The sequence below is a fragment of the Thiohalophilus sp. genome (genome assembly GCF_046483665.1).
In the GTDB taxonomy this organism is placed as follows: domain Bacteria; phylum Pseudomonadota; class Gammaproteobacteria; order UBA6429; family Thiohalophilaceae; genus Thiohalophilus.
Window position 1 is genome coordinate 13,845 of sequence record NZ_JAWOCR010000046.1, and the last position, 23,358, is coordinate 37,202.

The following is a 23,358-nucleotide window of genomic DNA, read 5'->3' on the forward strand; positions in this document are numbered from 1 at the left end:
TTATAGAATCTGATTACGCTGCACCGGAGCCTCATCCGGTCTGCCATTGATAAAGGTGAGCCATGATCGCGGTGATATTTGAAGTGATTCCCACGTCCGAAGGGAAACAGGAATACCTGTCCATCGCGGCAGACCTGAGGGAATATTTAAAAGAGATGCCCGGGTTTATCTCCATCGAGCGGTTCCAGAGCCTGAGTGATGAAAGAAAGATACTGTCGCTCTCCTTCTGGGAGGATGAAGAGGCGATTTCCCGGTGGCGAAACCTGGAGCAACATCGCGCCGCGCAGGCAAAAGGCCGGCATGCGTTGTTCGAGCATTACCGGATTCGCGTCGGAGCGATAGTACGCGATTATTCGCTGGACGATCGCGCCCAGGCCCCGCAGGACTCATTAAATTCAAGCGCATAGCCGTTTGCCTTACATCGACTTTCCTCTGACCGCAATACCCTTTTTATTACGGGCAGTCGGATAACGTACAGTATTCTGCGATGCTTCATTTCGCTGTATCGGATAACTTCTTTTATACCTCTTTTTGACTTAGAAGAGGTCCGGCAGCGCGATGGCCCATGATCCTACTGCCATAGGTTCAGAATCGGGACAGATTCTGGCTGTCTGTTGCGTGTGAACCGTTTGACAATGCTGATACCCTGAGGGAGCGCTGGGACGGCGAGTTGCTGTCCTCGCCGTGAATCATGTGCCGCCAGAGAAAACCGGTTTTCGGAACTGATCCGGGCAACAGCTCCGGCTGTCCGCCCCGCTGTTCATGGACCGGTGCCTTGATGCCGGTCTGACAGGTACTGCATGGTCCCCCGATGGATTCAAGTTCAATTTTCCAGGCTGGCCCGGTAATTGCATTTCAGTGCGTATGATGCGTTTTTTTTCAATGATCTTGCTGGGTTTTGGCTTGTTATCCGTCTCGTCGAGCTGGGCAGGCTTGCGGCTCTATTCGACTCCGCTGTCCGAGGCCGACTGGCAGTCGCAGGGGACGGCATTGATTTGCCGCCTGACCCATGAGATTGCCGGTTACGGCGTCGCCGAATTTCGCCAGCAGAATGATGGCCAGCTGGTGTTTCAGGTACGGGTCGAGCAACCCGCCACGGCCACCGCCGGTGAGGCGCGCCTGCTGTCTCTGCCAGCCAGCTGGCAGCACTATGACGAGGGCCGGGATCTGGGGGACCTGCCGGTGGTACCGGGCGAGACACCCTTTTACCTGAGAGAATCGGGAGCGCGGCGGGTAATGGCCGAGCTGGAAGCGGGACTGTTTCCGACGTTCGTTTACCAGGACTGGGTTGAGCCACAGGATGTTGTCCGGGTGCGGATTTCTGCGCTGGGCTTTGTGGCGGTCGTGGGCGAGTTTCGAGCCTGCGTCGAGGGGCTGCTGCCGTACGCCTTTAAGGATGTGCGCCAGACCGTGCTGCTGTACCAGACTAACCAGACCCGTCCATCGCGGCAGCAGCGCGATCAGCTGGATCGGGTGGTTCACTATCTGCGCCAGGATGAAGAGGTAGAACAAATACGCATCGAAGGATATACCGACAGTCTGGGCCTGTCACGGGTGAACCTTGTGGTGGCCAACCAGCGGGTCGATGCCGTCCGGGCCTATCTGGTGGAGCAGGGAGTGGATGCCGGATTGATTAAGACCCGGGCCTACGAGGAGACTGAAGCCAGGTTCGATAACCGGACCGAGGAAGGCCGGCGCAAGAATCGGCGAGTGGAGATTATTCTCAGCCGCTGAAAATTCAGGGGAGGTGCGGCTCCTGCGCCCGGAACCCCTGTGTGCGCCCGTGCAGTGTCTTGCCGCTGTTCGAGGCAGAAGCGCCTGGCGACGCACTGGCTTCGCTGTAGATGGCGGTCGCTGAAAACAGAACCAGAATGATCAGAGTCAGTCGTCCCATACTTGTCCCTGTGTTGGCTTATCGTTGGCTTATCGAACTATTATCCTTTTATAGCATGATTTTTCGTATGGGCTAAAGGGTAAACCGCCGGTTTGTGACGAATACCGCGATTCAGAGACCATTTTGAGGCTTTTTGAGGCTTTTTCAGCTCAAACAACCTCCTGAATCGGCTTTTGCCGGGACCGGGGGAGCGCTGACGCGGCCGTCGTCGTCTGGCAACCACGTTTTTTCTTCTCGTTTCCGGTATAATGCGCGGCGTTTTATCCAATCTGGCGTAATTTTTTTCGCGACGGAGCCGAGTTTCATGAGCGATATCAAGAAGGTAGTACTGGCCTATTCCGGTGGCCTGGATACATCCATCATTCTCAAGTGGCTGGAGCTGACCTACGGCTGTGAGGTGGTGACGTTTACCGCCGATATTGGCCAGGGGGAAGAGGTCGAGCCGGCCCGGGCCAAGGCCGAGGCCATGGGCGTGAAGGAGATCTACATCGAGGATCTGCGCGAAGAGTACGCCCGCGATTATGTATTCCCGATGTTTCGCGCCAATACCATTTATGAGGGTGAGTACCTGCTCGGTACATCTATCGCCCGGCCGCTGATTGCCAAACGGCTGGTGGAAATTGCCAGGCAGACCGGCGCCGACGCGATTTCCCACGGTGCTACCGGCAAGGGTAACGACCAGGTCCGTTTCGAACTGGGGGCCTATGCTCTCAAACCGGATGTCAAGGTGATCGCCCCCTGGCGCGAGTGGGACCTCAATTCCCGTGAGAAGCTGATGGCCTACGCCGAGCAACATGATATTCCGGTCGACTTTAAAAAGTCGGGCAAGAAATCGCCTTACTCGATGGACGCCAATCTGCTGCATATCTCTTACGAGGGCGACATTCTCGAGGACCCCTGGGCCGAGCCCGAGGAAGACATGTGGCGCTGGAGTGTCTCCCCCGAAGCGGCCCCGGACAGGCCCGCCGAGCTGACTTTGCGCTACGAGCGGGGCGACATCGTGGCTATCAATGGCGAGGCCATGACTCCGGCCCAGGTGATGAATACCCTTAACGAGGTGGCAGGCGCCAACGGCATTGGTCGCGACGATCTGGTTGAGAACCGCTATGTGGGCATGAAATCCCGCGGTTGCTACGAAACTCCGGCGGGCACGGTCATGCTCAAGGCCCATCGGGCGATTGAGTCTCTGACCCTGGATCGTGAAGTAGCTCATCTGAAAGACGAGCTGATGCCCAAATACGCCTCGTTAATTTACAACGGCTACTGGTGGTCCCCGGAGCGTGAAATGCTGCAGAGTATGATCGACGCCTCCCAGGAACACGTCAACGGTGAGGTGCGGGTGAAACTCTACAAGGGCAATGTGATCGTCACCGGGCGCCAGTCCGACAGTGACTCACTGTTCGATGAGAAAATCGCGACTTTCGAAGAGGACGCCGGCGCTTACGATCAGAAGGATGCCGAGGGCTTTATCAAGCTCAATGCCCTGCGCCTGCGTATCGCCGCCAAACGCCGTTCCGGCTGACTGTCACCTCGTTCCTCTCCCCGCCCGCATCCGTCGGGCGGGGAACCTCCATAAAATTCAATTGCCTGGAATAGCTTTTATCCTTATTACGTCTATTAACACAGGCACCGCAGGGTAAAGTTTCGTCACTGCCGACCGATAACCTGCTGCATAGCTGAAATCCGGGAGGATTTCATTCGCTCCACACCAGGGATTGGGAACTGTAAGAAGGAATGTATGGTTTTGGTCCCCGGGTCGGCGATACCCGATACCCTGTCGAACAGCTGGAGAACAGCGCTCGATTTCCTGAATGAACCGATCTGCCTGCTGGATCTGGAGGATCGTGTGGTGCAGGCCAACAAAACGTTCTTTGTCCGCCTCGGGCGCCAGCCCGACGAAGTGATCGGTCAGCCGATTGCCCGTCTTTTTCATCCTGAAGGGGAAGAAGAACCCTGTCCGATTTGCCGGGCGCGTCTGGCACAGAAAGACACGGTGGTTATCCTGGAGGCGGATGATCCGCGCAATCATGCGGACCATTCGATCCGGGTGCGCATTGGGGTAGTTCGCGATGAACAGGGCAATCCAAGCGGGATTATTCAGCACATCCAGGATCTGAGCCTGATCCGTGCGGCAGAAAACAAGTATCTTGATACACAAAAGCAGTTTCGTGATCTGTTCGATGCCTCTCCCGATCCCCAGATTATTGTCAATGGCGACGGCATTATTGAACAGGCCAACGCCCGGTGTTTCGATGTTCTCGGTTACAAAAATAGTGAGCTGATTGGCGAGTCTGTGGAAATTCTGTTACCGGAAGAATTACGCGATCGGCATGTTGGTCTGCGACAGATGTTTTTAGACACCCCACGTCCCAGACCTATGGGTAGAGGTGAACTGGCCTGCCGACACAAGGACGGCAGGAGACTGCCAGTGGAAATCAATCTGACGCCGATTAGTGTGAACAATAAAGTTTCTGTCTGTGCCGTGATTCGGGATGTCAGCGAGCGCAAACAGGCTGAACGTGAACTGCACCGGCTGGCCAGTTTTCCGGAATTGAGCCCGATGCCGATTATGGAAGTCACCCTGGCGGGCGAAATCACCTATGCCAATTCGGCTGCCTACCACAGTTTTGCCCGCCTGGATGTACTGGGTGTCGAGCATCCTGCCCTGTTCAATCTGAAAGAGATGATAGAGAAAGTCAGGCAAAGCGACCGGTCTGTATTACGCAGTATCGAAGTTGGGGCCATGGTTTATGAACAGCAGTTTTCGTATGTTCAGGATAACCAGGTAGTGCGGATCTATTCCTGGGATATTACCGAAATCCGCGATATGGCAGATGAGATGGAATATTTTGCCACCCATGATGGTCTTACCGGGCTGGTTAACCGCAATGAATTTGATCGCCGGATTAACCAGTTTATCGATCAGAGTCTGCGGGAAAACAGGGAACATGCGCTGTGTTACATCGACCTGGATCAGTTCAAAATTATCAATGATAAATGTGGTCACAGTGCCGGTGACGAACTGTTGCGCCAGCTGGGCAGGTTACTACGGGATGAAATCCGCGACACGGATACCCTGGCCCGGCTGGGTGGCGATGAATTTGGCCTATTGCTGACTGGCTGTGGCGTGGACAAGGCCAGGGAAATTGCCGAACATATTCGAAAAGCGATCGCCGAATATCGTTTCGTCTGGGAAAACCACGTATTTACTGTCGGCGCGAGTATCGGTCTGGTTCCTATTACGCGCCATAGCGGCGGGGTCAAGGATTTGATGAGTGCCGCAGATAGCGCATGTTATGTCGCCAAGGATACGGGCCGGGACCGAATACATATTTACCAGCAAGACGATTATGAAACGGGTCAGCATATCAAGAATATCGAATGGGCCCATCGCCTGCAGCAGGCCCTGAGTGAAAACCTTTTTTGTCTGTACAAGCAGAGTATTCGTTCTACACAGGATCAGAGTGATGAGCGCTATGAATTGCTGGTCAGAATGGTGAATGAAGATGGCGCTCACTGTTCCCCGGGTGCCTTTATTCCGGCGGCAGAGCGCTTTAATCTGATTAAAAACGTCGACAAGTGGGTTGTTAATGAGGCTTTTCGCCTTATCAGTACCGGCTGTCTGAATACTCATGAGGTTTCAATCAACCTCTCCGGAGATACGCTGGGCGATATTGACATGATCTATTATGTCGTCCAAAAGCTCGAAGAATACGCTATTGATCCTCGTGGTCTGATTTTCGAGATTACCGAAACCGCGATGATCACCAATCTGGCCAATGCACAAAAATTTATGTCCATGATGCATGATGTGGGTTGTCGCTTCGCGATGGATGATTTTGGCAGTGGCGTCAGTTCATTTGCCTATTTGCAAAATCTGCATGTAGATTACCTGAAGATTGATGGTGATCTGATCCGCAACAGTGTGGTCAACAAGATCAATGCCTCAATGGTCAAGGCGATTAACGATATTGGCCATGCGATGGGCATCAAGACTGTGGCCGAATTTGTTGAGGATGAAGTGATTTACGAGAAAATGGTCGAAATCGGCATTGATTATGTGCAGGGCTATTATATCGATCATCCGGAGATGGTAGAAAAGTAGGCTCTGAACGGGCGGTCAGAATGTCAGGCCGGCAACTTTTTGCTGTACTTGGGTCGTGAACGCTTATTTGTTCAGCTCAGAACGTCTTTTTAGCAGACAGTATTGATGCGACCCGCTGTAATTCCTCTTCGGTATTAACGCCCGGTCCGGGTACCTGATCGGCTGTGACAACTTTGATCCGGTGGCCGTGGTACAGCACCCTCAGTTGTTCCAGCGATTCTATCCGTTCCAGTGCACAGCTGCCCCACGCGATATATTGTTTGACGAATCCCGCGCGATACGCGTACAGACCAATGTGCCGGTGAAAGTGGCTGAAGTCATCCAGTGTTGGTGATGATTCACGATACGCCTCACGATCCCAGGGAATTGGCGCGCGGCTGAAATAAAGCGCATTGTCCTCATGGTCGCGAACAAGTTTGATCACATTCCAGTCGAACAGTTCCTCGATACTTTCTGCCGGTGTACTGAGCGTGGCCATTTCCGCCTTGCAGCCCCGCACCAGTGCATGGCCCACCTGATTCAGGCAGGCCCCGGGCATCAGCGGCTCGTCTCCCTGCATATTGACGATGATGGTTTCATCATCAAGGTCGAATTTTTCGATCACTTCATGAATGCGTTCGGTGCCGGAATTATGGCTGTCCGATGTCAGGCAGCGATCCACAGGAAAGTCCGCTGTCGCCTCCAGAATGCGTTCGTCGTCGGTAGCCACGATGATGCGCTCGGCATCGCTTTGCAGGGCATTATCGATGACGTGCGCAATCATCGGCCTGCCGGCGATCTGGCGTAGCGGTTTGCCGGGCAGACGACTGGAGGCGTAGCGGGCAGGAATGACGATATGAAAGCTCATGCGTTGTTATCTTTGCCTGAAATACTGTTTTTTTGAGACTGGATTAACAAGTCAAGTATCGATTCTACTTCCTCGACCGTGATCCGGTCCATGGTGCCGGGATCGCGCACCCGGATACCCCAGGGTAATTCCGACACCGGTTGGTGGAACTTGTCCTGCACGGCATCAGGATAATGGTTGACAGTCCATCGCCGGCTTAAATAGGGACCGGTCCGGTCCGGGTTGGCGCAGGCATACAGCCCGATAACCGGGGTGTCGACTGTGGTGGCCATGTGGGCCGGTCCCGAATCCGGCGAGATCAGGGCCATGGCATTGTCCAGTATCGCGAGTAACTGTTTTAACGAAGTCTTGCCGACCAGGTTGATGATATTGATATTGCCGACCCGCTCTTCGATAGCCGCGGCCAGTTGTTGTTCGGCGGCACTGTTGCCGCCGGTCAGATAAACCGGCAAGTCATGTTGTTGGAAAGCATATCTGGCCAGCTGTGCATAACCGGCTACATGCCAGTTTCGATAGGCACTGCTGGCACTTGGGCTGATCACCAGATAAGGCCGGGTCGGGTCGGCGAGTTGCTCGGCTTTGTGGCGATCGGCGTCCGGGATGGGAATATCCCAGCGCAGCTGTTGTTCCTCGATGCCCAGGGCCTGAGAAAAACCGAACAGGCCGTCCATGACATGCTGCTGCGCTCCGGCCGCGATCCGCTGATTGGTAAATAGCCATTGCAGGTCCCGGGCCCGGGCCCGGTCGAAACCCAGCCGAATCGGGGCGTTGACCAGACGGCTCAGCAGGCTGGCACGCAGGGCGATTTGCATGTGCAGCAGGGCGTCGAAGCGGCGGCCTTTCAGTTGTCGGTGCACGTCCCGATAGGCTGCCAGCCCGCGAGCCTTGTCGAAAACGATAAACTCGATATCGGGAATCCCCTGCAAGAGGGCATACTCGGTCTTGCCGATGATCCAGGTCAGCCGGGTTTGCGGCCAGGCCTGCTGAATGGTGCGCACTACCGGCAGGGTATGGCAGATATCACCAATAGCGGAAAGCCGTAAAATGCACAGGCTCTCCGGGGGTGTGGTAAAGGGCAGAGGCATACCGTTATTTTTGTAGTTTAAAAATGATAGCCCAGGTGCTCGTCGATAAATTCACGAATGCAGCCATAGCCGCCATTTTTTTCCAGCACCACATCGACGATCTGTTTGATTGAACCGACCGCATCGGCGGGGCAGGCGCTGAAGCCGACAGCATGGATAATGTCACGATCGTTGATATCGTCGCCGATATAGGCCACCTGGCCGAGGTCGATTTCCAGCTCGGCGCAGAACTGCTGCAGAATCTCCAGTTTCGGTTCAGTACCGACATAAAACTTTTCAATTCCCAGTGTTTTGCAGCGCCCGGCGATGATCGTGCTTTTGAAGCCGGAGCTCAATACCGCCACCGGCACACCCTCGCGCTGCAGGTGAATAATGCCGCGCCCGTCTTTGGTGTCGAAGCGTTTGACCTCTTCACCCCCCTCGGTGTAGTACATGCCACCGTCTGTCATGACCCCGTCAATGTCCAGAGCCAGCAACCTGATATCCGAGCGAATCGTCACAGGCTCAGACAATATGATAGCCGACGGCGTCGGCAATGGGACGCAGGGTACCGATCAGTTGCCGGAAGGCGTCGTGATCCAGCTGTTGCGAGGCATCGGATTTGGCGACGGACGGATCCGGGTGCACCTCGATCAGTAGCCCGTCGACCCCCATGGCCGTCGCGGCGCGGGCGAGATCCGGTACCCCGTAGCGATAACCCATGGCGTGACTGGGATCGACGATGACCGGAAGATTAGTGTATTCCTTCAGATAGGCAACGCCGCACAGATCCAGGGTGAAACGGGTCTTGGTTTCAAAGGTCCGAATACCGCGTTCACAGAGAATGACGTTGTCGTTGCCGCCGGAAAGGACAAACTCGGCGGCCTGAACGAATTCCTGCAGCGTGGAGCCAAAGCCGCGCTTGATCAGGATCGGCTTGTTGCTGCGGCCACAGGTGCGCAGGATGCCCTGGTCATACATGGCCTTGGCGCCGATTTGAACAATATCGGTGGTTTCGATCACTTCGTCGACATGAGTGGAGTCACGGACTTCGGTAATGATGTTCAGACCGTATTCACTACGCATCTTGTCCAGCAGGCGCAGTCCTTCATCACCCAGGCCCTGGAAACTGTAGGGCGAGGTGCGCGGCTTGTAGCAGCCGGCGCGCAGGGTAGAGATGCCCAGTTCCTTCATCAGTTTGGCCGAAGAGGTGATTTGCTCTTCCGATTCCACCGAGCAGGGACCGCCGATGATCATGGTGTTGCGGCTGTTGCCGCCAATGCTGATGTCGCCAATATCGATACGGCGTTTTTCCGGCAGGTATTGCGCGCTGGATAACTGCATATCGTTGGGGAAGGCAAAGCTTTCCACGACCATACCTTGATATTCTTTCGGCACTTCCTGCAGGGCCGAGGGAGTGACCATCACATGATAGTCGGGTTTTTTGATATGAAACGCGTCCAGCTCCCAGCCGATCTTGTCGAGGGTTTTCTGGTCGGTATCTTTGTCGAAATGGATAATCATACTTCACCTTTGACGAGATTAAAGAAGGTGACCGAACCGGTAACCTCATGCTTGCTGTTGACAACGGGTAAATAATTGACAGGAAAACTCTGTTCCTGGATGTAGCTGATAAGTTCCTGCACGGTAAAATCATCGCGTGCCACCGCCGGTGACGGGTTGATCATGTCGGCGACTTCCAGCGCATTGAGATTATCGACGTGTTTGAGCATGCCTTTGCGTACGTCCGCGTTGGTGATCATGCCCTGGAGCGCGCCCTGTTTATCGACCAGCAGGGTGAAACCCAGTTTGTGGTCCTCAATGGACTGCAGAATGTTACGCACGCTCAGTTCATGCGGACGGAGGATGGGGGTCTCATCCAGCTGGCGCATGAAATCGCCTACCAGGTAGTGCGAGCCGACATCGTGAGTTTTCAGGTTCAGCATGGCCGCGCCAATAGAGTCGCTGTTCATCAGGTAGGAACCGGAAACAGCTGCGTAGACACCCATGTTGCGCAGAATAAAAGAGACTTCGTGATTGACGCCGCCATCGACGTGAATCCGGGTTTTCGGGAAACGCTGGCGAAACTGGCGAATCTTGCGGAAATTGTGTTTGTCGAAAGTCCCCCCACTCTGACCGGGTGTGGTGGCCATGATCAGGATAAAATCGAGCTGTTGCGCATAGGGCGCAAAGACATCGATGTCGGTATTCGAGCTGATCGCCAGCCCTACCCGGGCGTTGATGTTGGCCGGAATGTTCAGCTCTTGCTGTAAGGGCTCATACTGAAAACAGACCGCATCCACCGGTTGGGCTGCGATCAGGTCGTAATAACGAGTCGGATCCGACGTGATGATGTGCAGATCGATGGGGGTAGTGCTGAGCTTGCGGATCTCTGCGATATCGTCGAACACGCCCGGATCGTCGTTGCAGTCGATATGAAAGAAATCCGTGCCGTGCGCATCCAGCTCGGCGACAATGTCCTTCAGTTCCTTGCGCTTGTTGGAATAGATCGAGGCGGAAATTTTCATAGTAAACGTCGTTCAACTGTCAGCCTGCAGGCGACGTGGTGGTGGATGCGATGTCCGAAACGGAGTCTGTTGCCGGATAACGGCCCTGTCCCGCTTTTCGGGGGCCGATGCAGTGTATTACAGCCGGCCTGACAGGTACAGCCGCGCCGACCGCGATGACACCGGCATATTATACCACTAATGTCAGTAAGTTATAGTATCCAAAGCGTGACCGGGGTCCGCCAGTAAGAAAAGCCGGCCCAAATAGCGGCCGGCTGCACACCCCGGGAGGAGCCGGGAAAATCACGCTCAGATGTCCGGCGTAGTGCCGGCCAACCGCGTACCGGGTATGACACCGCGCTGGTGCAGATCGTTCAGAATTTGCCGTCCGCCCTCGATGACAACGTCAGGCTCGGGGTGATTGAGTTCCGCGGCAATCTGCGCCAGCATCGCTTCGCCACTGCTAAGCTCGCTATTGTTTATCAGCTGCAAGAGCCGGGCGGTGACCGGGTTTAGCTCCATAAAGGTGATCTCATCCTGCTCATTGCGATAGACCAGCAACCAGGTCGGCTGTTCGCCGGGCTGTTCGGGACGAAAATCGGGGCCAATGAGCTGGACGGGATAGTCATAGCTGAGCGGCCAGGCCAGGGGGGAGAGCACGGGCCGATCCTTGAGCAGATCGCCTTCGATCTCGATTCTGGACCAGTCCGGTTCTTGCTCAGACAGGCTCAATGCCAGCTCGACCCACTCGTAATGGGCCAGTTCGAACAAGAACGGCAGGTCGTCGGCCTCGGCGGTCCGTTCATGTTCCAGGTAGTGAAGAAACTCCCGGGGCATTTCCGGAAACAACGGGGTGGTGGCCCTGTGGCGGGCAAAATAGTCACGAATCAGCCGATGCCATTTTTCATCAGTCAGAAGCTGGCGCAGGACAGGGAAGCTGTCGGCCATGAAGCCTTCAACATTGTTGTAAAACAGCTCCCGGTAAATGGCCATGCGCCGATCCTCGACATCCACCGGGGCCGGGCTGGCCTGCGGATCGCGGATGTGCGCGGCAAAGCGATATTGCTGCTCCTGAAAATCCATTTTCTCAGTTCGCTTGTTCATGCCATGCCTGTTGCGGTTGCGCCTGTTGTTGCAGGGCGCTGATGGTATCGACTTCGTCCAGCAACTCCTCGATCGGCGGCAGGTTGAAGTCCCGCTCCAGCATGGTTGGGATCACCCCGAAATGCTGATAGGTCTTTTTCAACAAATCCCAGACCGGGTCGATGACCGGGGCGCCGTGCGTGTCGACGATCAGATCCTCGGCTTCATTGTAGTGTCCGGCAACATGGATATAGCTGATACGCCCGGCAGGGAGCGCACGCAGGAATTGTTCGGCGTCATAGCGATGATTGACGCTGTTGACGTAAATATTATTCACATCCAGCAGGAGCCGGCAGTCAGCTTCTTCGAGCACGGCATTGATGAAGTCGATTTCTTCCATCTGTCTGCCCGGTGCCGCGTAGTAGGAGACATTCTCCACCGCAATGGGCTGCTCCAGAATATCCTGTACACGGCGGATACGTCCGGCGACATAATGCACGGCTTCCTCGGTAAACGGAATCGGCATCAGATCGTAAAGGTGTCCGTCGTCGCTACAGTAGCTCAGGTGTTCGGTGTAAATACGAATATTGTGTTGCTTGAGAAATCGCTTGAGACGCTGCAAAAAAGCTTCGTCCAGCGGTGCGGGGCTGCCCAGTGACAGGGACAGACCGTGCGTCACAAAGGGATAGCGTTCGGTAAATTCGCGTAACTTGCGGCCGTAACTGCCGCCGACGCCGATCCAGTTCTCCGGGGCGATTTCCATGAAGTCGACCTGCGAAGGAAACGGGTCCGCGAGCGGGTCCATGATGGACCGCCGCAGACCCAGTCCGGCGCCATGAACAGGATAGGTTGTCGAGTTCATGTCAGTTCCTTGGGCCGCTTACTTGCTGCTGCCGCATTTACCTTCGCCGCACTTGCCTTCCTGCTTGGCCTTGTCGCCGCCGCATTTACCTTCCATGTTCTTCTTCATTTCCTTGTCGCCGCCGCATTTACCTTCGCCGCACTTGCCTTCCATGTCATTTTTCTTGCTATCGCGGCCTTCGCCACAACGACCTTCATTGTCGGACTTTTTATTGCCGCCGCATTTACCTTCCATATGGCTGTCGGCCAGCTGCATGTAGCCGCTGGACAGCTCGCTCATGGCAAAGGGGTTGTTGCCGGCTTCGGCCGCCGTGGCGACGTTGCTGGCCGCCATGCTGGCAGCAAAGGCGGTGCCCAGGGCAAGTGTCAGAGTTTTCGATGATTTACTGTTAGCCATAATCTGCATTCTCCATGTGTGTCGTTGTTGGTTAGTTATTTAGTCGTGGTATCGCGCTAAACCTTACAACAGAAATGATATAAAAAAACCACGCCATTTCCGAAATGTGACCCTGTCGGAGCCCGATGGTTCCTGGCCCGGGCACCCTATATAAGTAATTGCTAATATTATCTTGCCGGGGCTTGCTCATCGGCAGCAGGAAATAACGCCCAGAACGTTTATTTTACCCTCGCCAGAGAAGTGAATCATTCGGAAGTTTTGTGTTTGTACTCGCACAGATCTTCGATGACGCAGGCCCCGCAGCGCGGCTTGCGCGCCACGCAGGTGTAGCGGCCATGCAAAATGAGCCAGTGATGGGCGTCTTGTGTGTATTCTTCTGGTACCAGCCTGAGCAGTTTTTTCTCCACCTCCAGCACGGTCTTGCCGGGGGCCAGGCCGGTGCGATTGGAGACCCGGAAGATGTGCGTGTCCACGGCAATGGTAGGGTGGCCGAAGGCGGTATTGAGAATCACGTTGGCGGTTTTGCGCCCGACCCCGGGTAACGCTTCCAGTGCCGTCCGGTCCTCGGGGACCTTGCCGCCGTGCTGCTCGACCAGGATCTGGCAGGTCTTGATGATGTTTCTGGCCTTGCTGTTGAACAGGCCGATGGTCTTGATGTGGTTTTTCAGGCCGGATTCCTCAAGCGCCAGGATCTTTTTCGGGCTGCGGGCCACCTTGAACAGTTCTTTGGTCGCCTTGTTAACGCCTTTGTCGGTGGCCTGTGCCGAGAGAATCACTGCGATAAGTAGCTCAAAGGGCGTGCGATAGTTCAGTTCGGTGGTGGGATGCGGATTTTCTTTTTTCAGCCGCTTGAAAATCTCACGTCGTTTTTCGGGGTTCATTGTTGTTCTTCTTGATTTAGATAAAAGATTAACGCAGAGGCGCAAAGGCGCAGAGTTACGCAGAGGAAGATTATTTATGGTTGTTGTCGCATATACTTCATACACTCAGTAATAGGCATGTATATTCACGCGGATTATGCTTTCCTGCTCGAAGCGATTTACTATCCAAAATTTTTCAATCTTTGCGCCCTCTGCGCCCTCTGCGCCCTCTGCGCCTCTGCGTTGGGTTTTTTATCTCAGGTAGCCGCGCCGACGGGTTGTTCGGTGCCTATGGGGGCCTTGCTACGTTCTGCGCGGCGTTGATCGATCAGGTTTTTGACGGCGATTAGCAGTCCCAGGCCGATGAAGGCGCCGGGGGGCAGGATGGCCAGCAGGTAGCCGCGGTATTCCTCGAACAGAACCAGGGTCATCCATTCGGCGCCCTGACCGAACATCAGTTCGGCCTGACGCAGCAGGGTACCGAAACCCAGTATTTCACGCATCGCGCCGAGGGTAACCAGCACGGCGGTGAAGCCCAGTCCCATGAACAGCCCGTCGGTGAAGGCCTGGGGGACCGGGTTCCTGGAGGCGAAACTTTCGGCACGCGCCAGGATCGAGCAGTTGGTGACGATCAACGGGATGAATATGCCCAGGATCTTGTAGAGTTCATGGAACCAGGCGTTCATGCTCAGTTCGATGACAGTGACCACCGAGGCGATGATCAGAACGAACACCGGCACTCGGATCTCGGGGCGTACCCAGCGGCGGATCAGCGAGACAGTGGTATTCGACACGACGAGCGTCAAAATGGTGGCCAGGCCCAGCCCCAGGCCGTTGATCGTGGTATTGGTGACCGCGAGCAACGGACACAGGCCCAGTAACTGGACAAACGCCACGTTGTTGGTCCACAGGCCGTCGCGAATCAGAGTGCCGTAGGAATTATTGGTCATGTTGACTCGTCCGTCGTCGGGTTGTCGGTGGGGCGAAACAGTTGTTCGCGATGTTGCTGGTAATATTTAAGCGCGTTATGCACCGCTTTGACCACAGCGCGCGGAGTGACTGTCGCGCCGGTGAACTGGTCGAACTCGCCACTGTCTTTTTCGACCTTCCAGCCGGCGGGGTCGGGATTATCCAGGGATTTACCTTCGAAGCTGTGGATCCAGTCAGAGCGGTCTGCCTCGATTGCATCACCCAGTCCCGGCGTCTCGCGATGGTTGATGACACGCACCCCGGCCAGTTCTCCATTATAACGAATGGCTACCAGCAGGTTAATGGGGCCGCCATACCCGTCCGGGGCTATGACATTCAAAATGGCCGTAACCGGTTCCTCCTCCTTGCGGGCCCGATAGACGGTAACCGGTTTGGGAGTACCCAGCAACGCTTCATCGCGTACCTGGATGGTATCCCGGGTGAGTTTATTGTCATGCTTCTCCGGGGGAACCAGACTGTGCAGATTGCGCAACAGGGCGGCCTGTTCGTTGGCGGTAATGGTCGGTGCGGTCTGCTGATGAATCCAGGCGACCAGTCCGGCACCAATCACGGCAAAGCTACCCAGCAGGATGGCGCTGATAGCCATGTGTTTAACCAGTGGCCGCGTCACGGCTGTTCCTCGCCAAAGACGGGTGGCCGGGTGTAGTAATCAATCGTGGGAACTGCCATGTTCATCAGCAGCACGGCAAAGGCGACCGCATCGGGATAACCGCCCCAGGTGCGGATAATATACAGCAACAGACCGATCCCGATGCCATAGATGATTCGTCCCCGGTTAGTGGTCGCCGCCGAGACGGGATCGGTGGCGATGAAAAAGGCCCCGAGCATGGTTGCGCCACTGAACAGGTGAAACAGCGGCGAGGTAAAGGCGTCGGGATCGTTCAGGTGGAACAACCCGGAGACCAGAAACAGGGTCGCCAGCATGGCTACGGGGATATGCCAGCTGATGACGCGCATGTAAATCAACACCAGCCCACCCAGCATGAACAGTAGATTGATCCACTCCCAGCCGTGGCCGGAGAACATGCCGAATAGTTCTGTACTGCCATTATGAATTTCGGTCAGGGTCAGGTTCTGTGACAACGCGGTTTTGATGGCATCCAGGGGAGTGGCGGCGGTCAGTCCATCGAGGGTTTGTCCGGCGGGCAGCTGTTCCAGAAAAGTGTAGTGCAACGCGTCGATCAACGTGATGTCATGCACTTCGGGCGTCAGCCACAGGGTCATCTCACGCGGGAAAGCAATCAGTAACATGGCATAGCCGACCATGGCCGGGTTGAAGGGGTTATAACCCAGCCCGCCATATAAATGTTTGGCGATGATCAGGGCAAAGCCGGCCCCCAGAACGGGCAACCACCAGGGCGCCAGCGAGGGCAGGGCCACACCCAGCAGGATTCCGGTCACTACTGCGCTGCCATCCATCAAAAAGGGTCGGATGGGCCGTTTGCGCAGATGCAGCATCAGCGCCTCGGCGGCCAGCGCCGTGCCGACCGCCAGCGTGATATTGATGATGACGCCCGGACCGAAAAAGTGCATATAAGCCAGTGCGCCGGGAATCAATGCGTAGATCACCGCCAGCATCATCCGGTTGACCCGGTTACCGCTTTGCAGGTGGGGTGAGCTATGTAACGACAGGTTCATGATTCTTCCTTGTCACTGTTGCTGGCGCTTGCCTCGGCCGCGGAATCGTCCGCTGCCGCAGGCTCCGCACGGCGTGCCCTGGATCGGGCCTTGGCTGCTTCAATGGTCGCTTTTTTGTTATCGTCGCTGTCGTTTTTGTCACCCTGGTTTTTTTTGAGCATTTCCTTTTTACGCTGTTTACGCTCCTCGTCTTCGCGCTTTTTGCTTTCCAGACGTTCCAGACGAAACTCGTGCCGTTCGCGGGCCAGATCCGCCTTGCGTTTTTCCCGTTCCTGGGCCCAGATTTCCGTCTTGGCAAAGCGGTAGTACTGGACCAGCGGAATGTGGCTGGGACAAACATAGGCGCAACAGCCACACTCGATACAGTCGAACAGATTGAAATCCTGGACCCGATCGAAATTTTTCGCTCGCGCATACCAGTAAAGCTGTTGCGGCAGCAATTGTGCCGGGCAGACGCGCGCGCATTCCCCGCAACGGATACAGGGCATGGGGATATGTTGTTCTGCGGCGCGCGGCCAGGAAAGAATACAGTTGGTCGTTTTGATAACCGGAACATCGGGGGTGGCCACGTTGAAGCCCATTAACGGCCCGCCCATGATCAGCTCATGATCCCGATCGTCGCGCCAGCCACACTGTTCGAGCAGGGCAGAGAAAGGCGTGCCGACCAGAACATCCAGATTGGAGGGCTGGCCGATCGCCTCACCGGTGACGGTGACATAACGGGAGATCAGCGGTTTGCCATGATGGATGGCATCCGCCACAGCGGCTGCGGTGCCAACATTGTGACAGACCATATGGATATCCAGCGGCAGGCCGTGGCTGGGTACCTCCTTGCCGGTGAGCACCTTGATCAGCTGTTTTTCCCCTCCGGTGGGATAAATGGTCGGGACCTGCACCAGTTCGATAAATGTTTTTTCCTCGTCACTGAGTGCTTCGCGCAGGCTCTCATAGGCCCGGGGCTGGTTTTTCTCCAGAGCGATGACGCAGTGCCTGGCCTGTACCGCATGGCGCATGATTAACAGACCATCGATAATGCGTCTCGGTTGTTCCTGCATCAGAAGGGCGTCGCAGGTGATATAGGGTTCACATTCGGCGCCATTGAGGATCAGCGTATCGATGATATTGCCGGGGCCGGCATTGAGTTTAATAAAGGCAGGAAAGCCGGCGCCCCCCATACCAACAATACCGGCCTCGCGAATGACATTACGCAGGGCGCTGGGTTCCAGCCCGGCATAATCGGGTGGGGGTGTTAGTTCGACCCACTCATCCTCGCCATCGCTGTCGATCACGATACACGGTGCCAGCAAGCCCGAGGGATGAGGGATCGGATGATCCTCGATGGCCCGGATCGTACCGGAGGTTGGCGCATGCACCGGAACGCTTACGTATTCGGTGGCGTAGGCCAGACGCTGTCCTTTCAGGACCCGCTGACCGACTTCGACTTCCGGTTCGGCCGGCTCACCAATGTGTTGCTGCAAGGGAACAATTAATTGGGGCGGAATGCTGGCGGTATGCACCGGCTCCTGCATGGATTCGGCCTTGTGCCCCGGCAAGCGCAGGCCGCCATGAAAGTGCCATAGCCGACGTTTCATATTGCGCTGGCCTCGTGTGGCGATTTTTCCAGCGGTAGCGCGGGGGCTGGCCATTTCCAGGTCTGCGGAGTCTCCTCCACCGGTTTGATATGAATGCAATCCACCGGGCAGGGTTCGATGCAGAGATCACACCCTGTGCACTCGGATTCGATCACTGTGTGCATCTGCTTGGCGGCACCGACGATGGCATCCACCGGGCAGGCCTGAATACACAGAGTACAGCCGATACATTCATTCTCATCGATATAGACGACGGTTTTCCCACCGTGTTCGCCATGTTCCTCATTTAATGGTTTGGGATCGACGCCCAGCAAATCGGCCAGTTGCTGAATCACTGCCTCGCCGCCGGGCGGGCACTGATTAATATCGGCTTCGCCCTTGGCAATCGCTTCTGCGTAGGGCCGGCAACCGGCATAGGTACACTGGCCGCACTGGGTCTGCGGTAAAATGGCATCGATCTGATCCACCACCGGATCGCCTTCCACCTTGAAGCGCACCGAGGCAAAGCCCAGTAACAGGCCGAAGAGCACTGCCAGGACTGCGAGAACGAGAATAGCTTCAAACATGAGTGCCCTATCCCCTGACCAGCCCGGAAAAACCCATAAAGGCCATCGACATCAGTCCGGCAGTAATCAGTGCAATAGAAGGGCCACGAAAAATCGCCGGTACATCGGCCACGGCCAGTCGTTCACGCATGGCGGCGAACAGGATCAATACCAGCGAGAAACCGAGCGCGGCGCCAAAACCGTACAGAGCCGATTCGATGAACCCGTGCTCGGTCTGTACATTGAGCAGGGCCACGCCCAGCACGGCACAGTTGGTCGTGATCAGCGGCAAGAAGATCCCCAGCACCTGATAGAGCAGCGGACTGGTCTTGTGCACCAGCATCTCGGTGAACTGCACCACCACTGCGATCACCAGGATAAAGGAGATCGTCCGCAGGTATTCCAGCCCGAAAGGCGTGAGCAGATATTCATTGACCAGATAGCTGGAGATAGACGAGAGCGTCAGCACAAAGGTGGTGGCCAGCGCCATACCCGTGGCGGTCTCCAGCTTGCGCGAGACCCCCATGAACGGACACAACCCGAGAAACTTCACCAGGACGAAGTTGTTCACCAGAACCGTGCTGACAAGTATGAGGGCGTATTCCATATCAAATCACAGTGACGAGGGCCGAGGGACGAGGGACGAGGTTACAGCGTACTCCGTCAGGCCGATAAATTTAAGCATAGCGTGCTTCCACCCGGTTTGAGGTCGATCAAAGTCCCTATAAGTTATGTCAATGCTTTGATGAGGAACAGATGGATTCCTCGTCCCTCGTAACTCGTCCCTCGGCCCTGTTATTTCACGCGCATCCCCGGCTGTGCCCCTGCGTGCGGCTCGAGGATCCACAAATCCTGACCACCGGGCCCGGCGGCCAGGACCATGCCTTCGGAGACGCCGAAGCGCATTTTACGCGGTTTGAGGTTGGAGACCATCACGGTCAGCTTGCCTTCCAGATCCTCGGGGGTATAGGCGGATTTGATGCCGGCGAAGACGTTGCGGGTGCCGTCGCCGATGTCCAGGGTCAGTTGTAGCAGCTTGTCGGCGCCTTCCACGTGCTCGGCTTTGACAATACGGGCGATACGCAAATCGATTTTGGCAAAGTCGTCGAATTCAATCTGCTCGGCGAGCGGCTCGATGTTGCTGGCCGGTTTTGACGCGGCGGGCGCGGTTTGCTGCAGATCCTGTTTCGATTCGTCGATCATGGCGTCGATGTGCTCCTTCTCAATCCGGGTCATCAGCGGTTTGAATTTGTTGATGCGCTGGCCGGTCAGGGGGATGGCCACGTCTTCCCAGTGCAGGGTCTCGATATTCAAAAATGCCTCGGCCCCGGTGGCCAGCCCGGGCAGTACCGGTTTGAGGTAGGTGACCAGTACCCGGAACAGGTTGAGACCGACACTGCAGATGTTCTGCAGGGCCTCGTCATTACCTTCCTGTTTGGCAATCACCCACGGTTTTTCTGCGTCGATATACTGATTGGCCTGATCTGCCAAAGCCATGATCTCGCGCATGGCATGACCGAATTCGCGGTTCTCGTACAACTGCGCGATGGATTCCCGCGACTCGACAAACTGTTGATACAGTTCGGGCTCGCTACAGGTCTCGGCGAGCCGGCCTGCGAAGCGCTTGTGAATGAAGCCGGCGCAACGACTGGCGATGTTGACCACCTTGCCGACCAGGTCCGAGTTCACTCGCTGCTGGAAGTCTTCCAGGCTGAGATCGATGTCCTCAATCCCGCTGCCGAGCTTGGCGGCGAAGTAATAGCGCAGATATTCGGGATTGAGGTGTTTTAAATAGGTTCGCGCCTGAATAAAGGTGCCGCGCGACTTGGACATCTTCTGGCCGTTGACGGTCAAAAAGCCGTGACAGTAAACCGCGCTGGGGGTGCGAAAGCCGGCACCCTGTAACATGGCGGGCCAGAACAGCGTGTGGAAATAGGCGATATCTTTGCCAATAAAATGATATACCTCGCAATCGCTCTCTGCTTTCCAGTAATAATCGAAATCAAGATCATCCCGTTTGTCGCACAGTTGTTTGAAACTGGCCATGTAACCGATGGGCGCATCCAGCCAGACATAGAAGTATTTGCCCGGGGCGCCGGGGATCTCAAAACCGAAGTAAGGCGCATCGCGGGAGATGTCCCAGTCCTGCAGTCCGGCGTCGAACCACTCGTGCAGCTTGTTGGCGATCACCGGCTGAACGTGATCGCCCAGAGTCCAGTCACGCAGCATTGCTTCGAAATCGCCCAGCGCGAAAAAGTAGTGTTCAGATTCTTTTTCGACGGGCGTGGCGCCGGACAGGGCGGAGACCGGATTTTTCAGTTCGGTCGGGGTGTAGGTAGCGCCGCATGCTTCACAGCTGTCGCCGTACTGATCCGCCGCGCCACAGCGAGGGCATTCGCCCTTGATGAAACGGTCCGGCAGGAACATCTGCTTTTCGGGGTCGAAGGCCTGTTTGATCACCCGGGTGTGGATATGGCCGGCATCACGTAATCGTTTGTATATCAGGGACGCCAGTTCGCGGTTTTCATCCGAATGGGTCGAGTGATAATTATCGAAACCGATGTCGAAGGCGGCGAAATCGGCGGTGTGTTCATCATGCGTGCGGGCGATCAGTGACTCGGGATCGATGCCCTCGCTCTGGGCGCGTAACATGATCGGGGTGCCATGGGCGTCGTCGGCGCAGACATAGGTACACTGATGACCTTGCATTTTCTGAAAGCGAACCCAGATATCGGTCTGGATATATTCCACCAGATGGCCGAGATGAATCGAGCCGTTGGCGTAGGGCAGGGCGCTGGTGACAAGGATATGACGCGGTGTGGGCATGGTCTCTGATCGCCGAAATCGTAGGCTTGCAAAAGCCGCATACCCTAGCAGGAATGGGCGTTTGCGGCCAGTTGCAAATCATTTTCCTTGCGGTTTAGAAGGATTTGAGGCGAAATTCGCACTCCGTCTGGAATTTGTGTACTATACGCATCCCGAGTAATTTACTCGGTTACTTAACCACATTAACTATCAGGAGAAACGAGATGGCTGACGTCTCCCAGACACAGATTGAAGAAGCACTGAAACAGGTCACCGATCCAAACATGGAAAAGGACCCTGTCAGCGCCAAAGCGGTCAAGGACATCAGGATTGACGGCGACAAGGTGAGCGTCGACATCGTGCTCGGTTATCCTGCGGCCGGCTATACGGACAAACTGGCCGCCCAGCTTCGGGAAAAAGTTGAAGCGATCGACGGCGTCAGCAGCGCCGAATTCAACATTAGCTGGAAGATCGTTTCCCACAGCGTGCAAAAAGGCGTGGAGCCTATCAAGGGCGTCAAGAACATCATTGCCGTGGCCTCCGGCAAGGGCGGCGTGGGTAAATCCACCACGGCGGTCAACCTGGCTCTGGCCCTGTCGGCCGAAGGCGCCCGGGTCGGTATCCTGGACGCGGACATCTATGGTCCCAGTATGCCGCGCATGCTGGGTGTGACCGGACAGCCCGAGTCCGAGGACGGCAAGAGCCTGACGCCGATGAAAAGCTATGACATCCAGTCCATGTCCATCGGCTATCTGATCGACGAGGAAACCCCGATGATCTGGCGTGGCCCGATGGTGACCCAGGCGCTGGAGCAGTTGCTTAACGATACCCAGTGGGACGAAGTGGATTACCTGGTCATCGATTTGCCGCCGGGCACCGGTGACACCCAGCTGACCCTGGCACAGAAGGTGCCGGTCACCGGCGCGGTCATCGTTACCACGCCGCAGGACATCGCCCTGCTCGACGCCCGCAAGGGACTGAAAATGTTCGAGAAGGTTGAGGTGCCGGTGCTGGGGATTATTGAGAACATGAGCACTCACATCTGCTCCAGTTGCGGTCACGAAGAGCATATCTTCGGTGAAGGTGGCGGTCAGCGCATGGCCGAACAGAATCATGTTGACCTGCTGGGCTCCCTGCCACTGGAAATGTCCATCCGCAGCTCCACCGACGAGGGCAAGCCGACCGTGGCTGCCGATCCGGATGGTCGGGTCGCGGAAATCTATCGCGATATCTCCCGCCGGGTTGCGGCCAAGCTGTCGCTCAAGGCCAAGGACTACAGCGCGAGCTTCCCCAAGATCGTGATTCAGAACAACTGAAGCACGCTCCAGGGCAGGGCCGAGGGATGAGTTACGAGGGACGAGGCAAAGCCAACCCGGTTTTGCCTTTCTCGTAAGTCGTCCCTTTTTCATTCCGGAAGCAGGCCAACTCCCCCTATCTGATTTTCCTCGTCACTCGTCCCTCGTGACTCGTCCCTTTTTGGATTAGAATGTGACCCTCGTTTTTGAGGAGTGGGGCAGCATGAGTATCAAGGCGGACAAGTGGATCAAACGTATGGCCGAGCAGGAGGGGATGATCGATCCGTTCGAACCGGGACAGGTGAGGGAGGCCGAAGGTCGCAAGATCGTTTCTTATGGAACCTCCAGTTATGGCTATGATGTGCGCTGTTCCGATGAATTCAAAATTTTCACCAATATCAACTCCGCCATTGTCGATCCCAAGGATTTCGACCATCAGAGCTTTGTCGATTTCAAGGGGGAGGTCTGTATTATCCCGCCCAACTCCTTTGCCCTGGCCAGCACGGTGGAGTACTTTCGCATTCCCCGTACGGTGCTGACCATCTGCCTGGGCAAGTCGACCTATGCCCGGTGCGGCATCATCGTCAATGTCACCCCGCTGGAGCCGGACTGGGAAGGGCATGTGACGCTGGAGTTTTCCAATACCACCCCGCTGCCGGCCAAGATCTATGCCAACGAGGGCGTGGCGCAAATGCTGTTCCTGGAATCGGATGAGGTTTGCGAAACCTCCTACAAGGATCGCGGTGGCAAGTACCAGGGCCAGCGCGGAGTGACCCTGCCCCGGGCCTGATCCCCGCGACCCTCTTTGAGCGGTGATATGGCATCGTTGCGGGATTTTTCCAAATGAGAATAATTCTTATTGCAATACCGGGATG

Annotated in this window: 23 protein-coding genes; 6 read left to right on the plus strand and 17 right to left on the minus strand. The window is 56.0% G+C overall.

Annotated elements, in window-relative coordinates; all coding sequences use genetic code 11:
* Window positions 1–62: 62 nt before the first annotated feature.
* Together R6U90_RS10180 and R6U90_RS10185 are read left to right on the plus strand one after the other, a co-directional pair.
* Window positions 63–407, plus strand: coding sequence for an antibiotic biosynthesis monooxygenase family protein (locus tag R6U90_RS10180; protein WP_410352580.1), 345 nt, complete (start codon window positions 63–65; stop codon window positions 405–407).
* Window positions 408–864: 457 nt separating this feature from the next.
* On the plus strand, window positions 865–1,734 hold the full coding sequence (locus tag R6U90_RS10185; RefSeq protein WP_410352581.1) for a flagellar protein MotY: 870 nt from the start codon (window positions 865–867) through the stop codon (window positions 1,732–1,734).
* A 4-nt stretch (window positions 1,735–1,738) separates the two neighbouring features.
* Here R6U90_RS10185 and R6U90_RS10190 read toward each other — a convergent pair whose 3' ends face one another.
* The gene (locus tag R6U90_RS10190; protein WP_410352582.1) at window positions 1,739–1,894 is read right to left on the minus strand and encodes a hypothetical protein; all 156 of its coding nucleotides are present in this window, start codon (window positions 1,892–1,894) and stop codon (window positions 1,739–1,741) included.
* Window positions 1,895–2,198: 304 nt separating this feature from the next.
* On the opposite strand from R6U90_RS10190, the gene R6U90_RS10195 reads away from it, so the two are divergent.
* Together R6U90_RS10195 and R6U90_RS10200 are read left to right on the plus strand one after the other, a co-directional pair.
* The gene (locus R6U90_RS10195; protein ID WP_410352583.1) at window positions 2,199–3,416 is read left to right on the plus strand and encodes an argininosuccinate synthase; all 1,218 of its coding nucleotides are present in this window, start codon (window positions 2,199–2,201) and stop codon (window positions 3,414–3,416) included.
* Between the two features lie 216 nt (window positions 3,417–3,632).
* Window positions 3,633–5,999: an EAL domain-containing protein gene (locus R6U90_RS10200; RefSeq protein ID WP_410352584.1), complete on the plus strand. Its 2,367-nt coding sequence runs from the start codon at window positions 3,633–3,635 to the stop codon at window positions 5,997–5,999.
* A 76-nt stretch (window positions 6,000–6,075) separates the two neighbouring features.
* Here R6U90_RS10200 and kdsB read toward each other — a convergent pair whose 3' ends face one another.
* From kdsB to metG, 16 genes are all read right to left on the minus strand, one after another.
* Window positions 6,076–6,846, minus strand: a complete 771-nt coding sequence (gene kdsB / locus R6U90_RS10205) for a 3-deoxy-manno-octulosonate cytidylyltransferase (RefSeq protein ID WP_410352585.1) — start codon at window positions 6,844–6,846, stop codon at window positions 6,076–6,078.
* On the minus strand, window positions 6,843–7,931 hold the full coding sequence (locus tag R6U90_RS10210) for a glycosyltransferase family 9 protein (RefSeq protein ID WP_410352586.1): 1,089 nt from the start codon (window positions 7,929–7,931) through the stop codon (window positions 6,843–6,845). The genes kdsB and R6U90_RS10210 overlap by 4 nt, the downstream gene beginning before the upstream one ends.
* Before the next feature lie 17 nt (window positions 7,932–7,948).
* Complete coding sequence (locus tag R6U90_RS10215) at window positions 7,949–8,443, minus strand: KdsC family phosphatase (protein ID WP_410352587.1); 495 nt, start codon at window positions 8,441–8,443, stop codon at window positions 7,949–7,951.
* Window positions 8,436–9,434, minus strand: a complete 999-nt coding sequence (gene aroF, locus R6U90_RS10220) for a 3-deoxy-7-phosphoheptulonate synthase (protein WP_410352588.1) — start codon at window positions 9,432–9,434, stop codon at window positions 8,436–8,438. Before aroF ends, R6U90_RS10215 begins: the two co-directional genes overlap by 8 nt.
* A complete protein-coding gene (locus R6U90_RS10225) occupies window positions 9,431–10,438 on the minus strand; it encodes a CBS domain-containing protein (RefSeq protein ID WP_410352589.1) in 1,008 nt (335 codons plus the stop codon). The genes aroF and R6U90_RS10225 overlap by 4 nt, the downstream gene beginning before the upstream one ends.
* A gap of 288 nt (window positions 10,439–10,726) precedes the next feature.
* Window positions 10,727–11,521: a DUF2063 domain-containing protein gene (locus R6U90_RS10230; protein ID WP_410352590.1), complete on the minus strand. Its 795-nt coding sequence runs from the start codon at window positions 11,519–11,521 to the stop codon at window positions 10,727–10,729.
* Entirely contained in the window at window positions 11,505–12,362 is an 858-nt protein-coding gene (locus R6U90_RS10235) for a DUF692 domain-containing protein (protein WP_410352591.1), read from the minus strand. The genes R6U90_RS10230 and R6U90_RS10235 overlap by 17 nt, the downstream gene beginning before the upstream one ends.
* A gap of 18 nt (window positions 12,363–12,380) precedes the next feature.
* Window positions 12,381–12,758: a hypothetical protein gene (locus R6U90_RS10240; RefSeq protein WP_410352592.1), complete on the minus strand. Its 378-nt coding sequence runs from the start codon at window positions 12,756–12,758 to the stop codon at window positions 12,381–12,383.
* Window positions 12,759–13,003: 245 nt separating this feature from the next.
* Window positions 13,004–13,639 (minus strand): endonuclease III, encoded by a 636-nt coding sequence (nth, locus tag R6U90_RS10245; RefSeq protein WP_410352593.1) that lies wholly within the window; start codon window positions 13,637–13,639, stop codon window positions 13,004–13,006.
* Between the two features lie 236 nt (window positions 13,640–13,875).
* Entirely contained in the window at window positions 13,876–14,568 is a 693-nt protein-coding gene (locus tag R6U90_RS10250) for an electron transport complex subunit E (RefSeq protein ID WP_410352594.1), read from the minus strand.
* Window positions 14,565–15,218, minus strand: coding sequence for an electron transport complex subunit RsxG (gene rsxG / locus R6U90_RS10255; RefSeq protein ID WP_410352595.1), 654 nt, complete (start codon window positions 15,216–15,218; stop codon window positions 14,565–14,567). Before rsxG ends, R6U90_RS10250 begins: the two co-directional genes overlap by 4 nt.
* Entirely contained in the window at window positions 15,215–16,246 is a 1,032-nt protein-coding gene (gene rsxD, locus R6U90_RS10260) for an electron transport complex subunit RsxD (protein ID WP_410352596.1), read from the minus strand. Before rsxD ends, rsxG begins: the two co-directional genes overlap by 4 nt.
* Window positions 16,243–17,892 carry an electron transport complex subunit RsxC gene (gene rsxC / locus R6U90_RS10265; protein WP_410352597.1) on the minus strand — a complete coding sequence of 550 codons (1,650 nt, stop codon included), beginning with the start codon at window positions 17,890–17,892 and terminating at the stop codon, window positions 16,243–16,245. The genes rsxD and rsxC overlap by 4 nt, the downstream gene beginning before the upstream one ends.
* Window positions 17,835–18,404, minus strand: a complete 570-nt coding sequence (rsxB, locus tag R6U90_RS10270; RefSeq protein ID WP_410352598.1) for an electron transport complex subunit RsxB — start codon at window positions 18,402–18,404, stop codon at window positions 17,835–17,837. Before rsxB ends, rsxC begins: the two co-directional genes overlap by 58 nt.
* Window positions 18,405–18,411: 7 nt before the next feature.
* On the minus strand, window positions 18,412–18,990 hold the full coding sequence (gene rsxA / locus R6U90_RS10275; RefSeq protein ID WP_410352599.1) for an electron transport complex subunit RsxA: 579 nt from the start codon (window positions 18,988–18,990) through the stop codon (window positions 18,412–18,414).
* Between the two features lie 188 nt (window positions 18,991–19,178).
* The gene (gene metG / locus R6U90_RS10280; RefSeq protein WP_410352600.1) at window positions 19,179–21,209 is read right to left on the minus strand and encodes a methionine--tRNA ligase; all 2,031 of its coding nucleotides are present in this window, start codon (window positions 21,207–21,209) and stop codon (window positions 19,179–19,181) included.
* Between the two features lie 203 nt (window positions 21,210–21,412).
* Here metG and apbC point away from each other — a divergent pair, with 203 nt between their 5' ends.
* The gene (gene apbC, locus R6U90_RS10285) at window positions 21,413–22,504 is read left to right on the plus strand and encodes an iron-sulfur cluster carrier protein ApbC (protein ID WP_410352601.1); all 1,092 of its coding nucleotides are present in this window, start codon (window positions 21,413–21,415) and stop codon (window positions 22,502–22,504) included.
* A 202-nt stretch (window positions 22,505–22,706) separates the two neighbouring features.
* Window positions 22,707–23,273 carry a dCTP deaminase gene (dcd, locus tag R6U90_RS10290; RefSeq protein ID WP_410352602.1) on the plus strand — a complete coding sequence of 189 codons (567 nt, stop codon included), beginning with the start codon at window positions 22,707–22,709 and terminating at the stop codon, window positions 23,271–23,273.
* The last annotated feature ends 85 nt before the right edge of the window (window positions 23,274–23,358 follow it).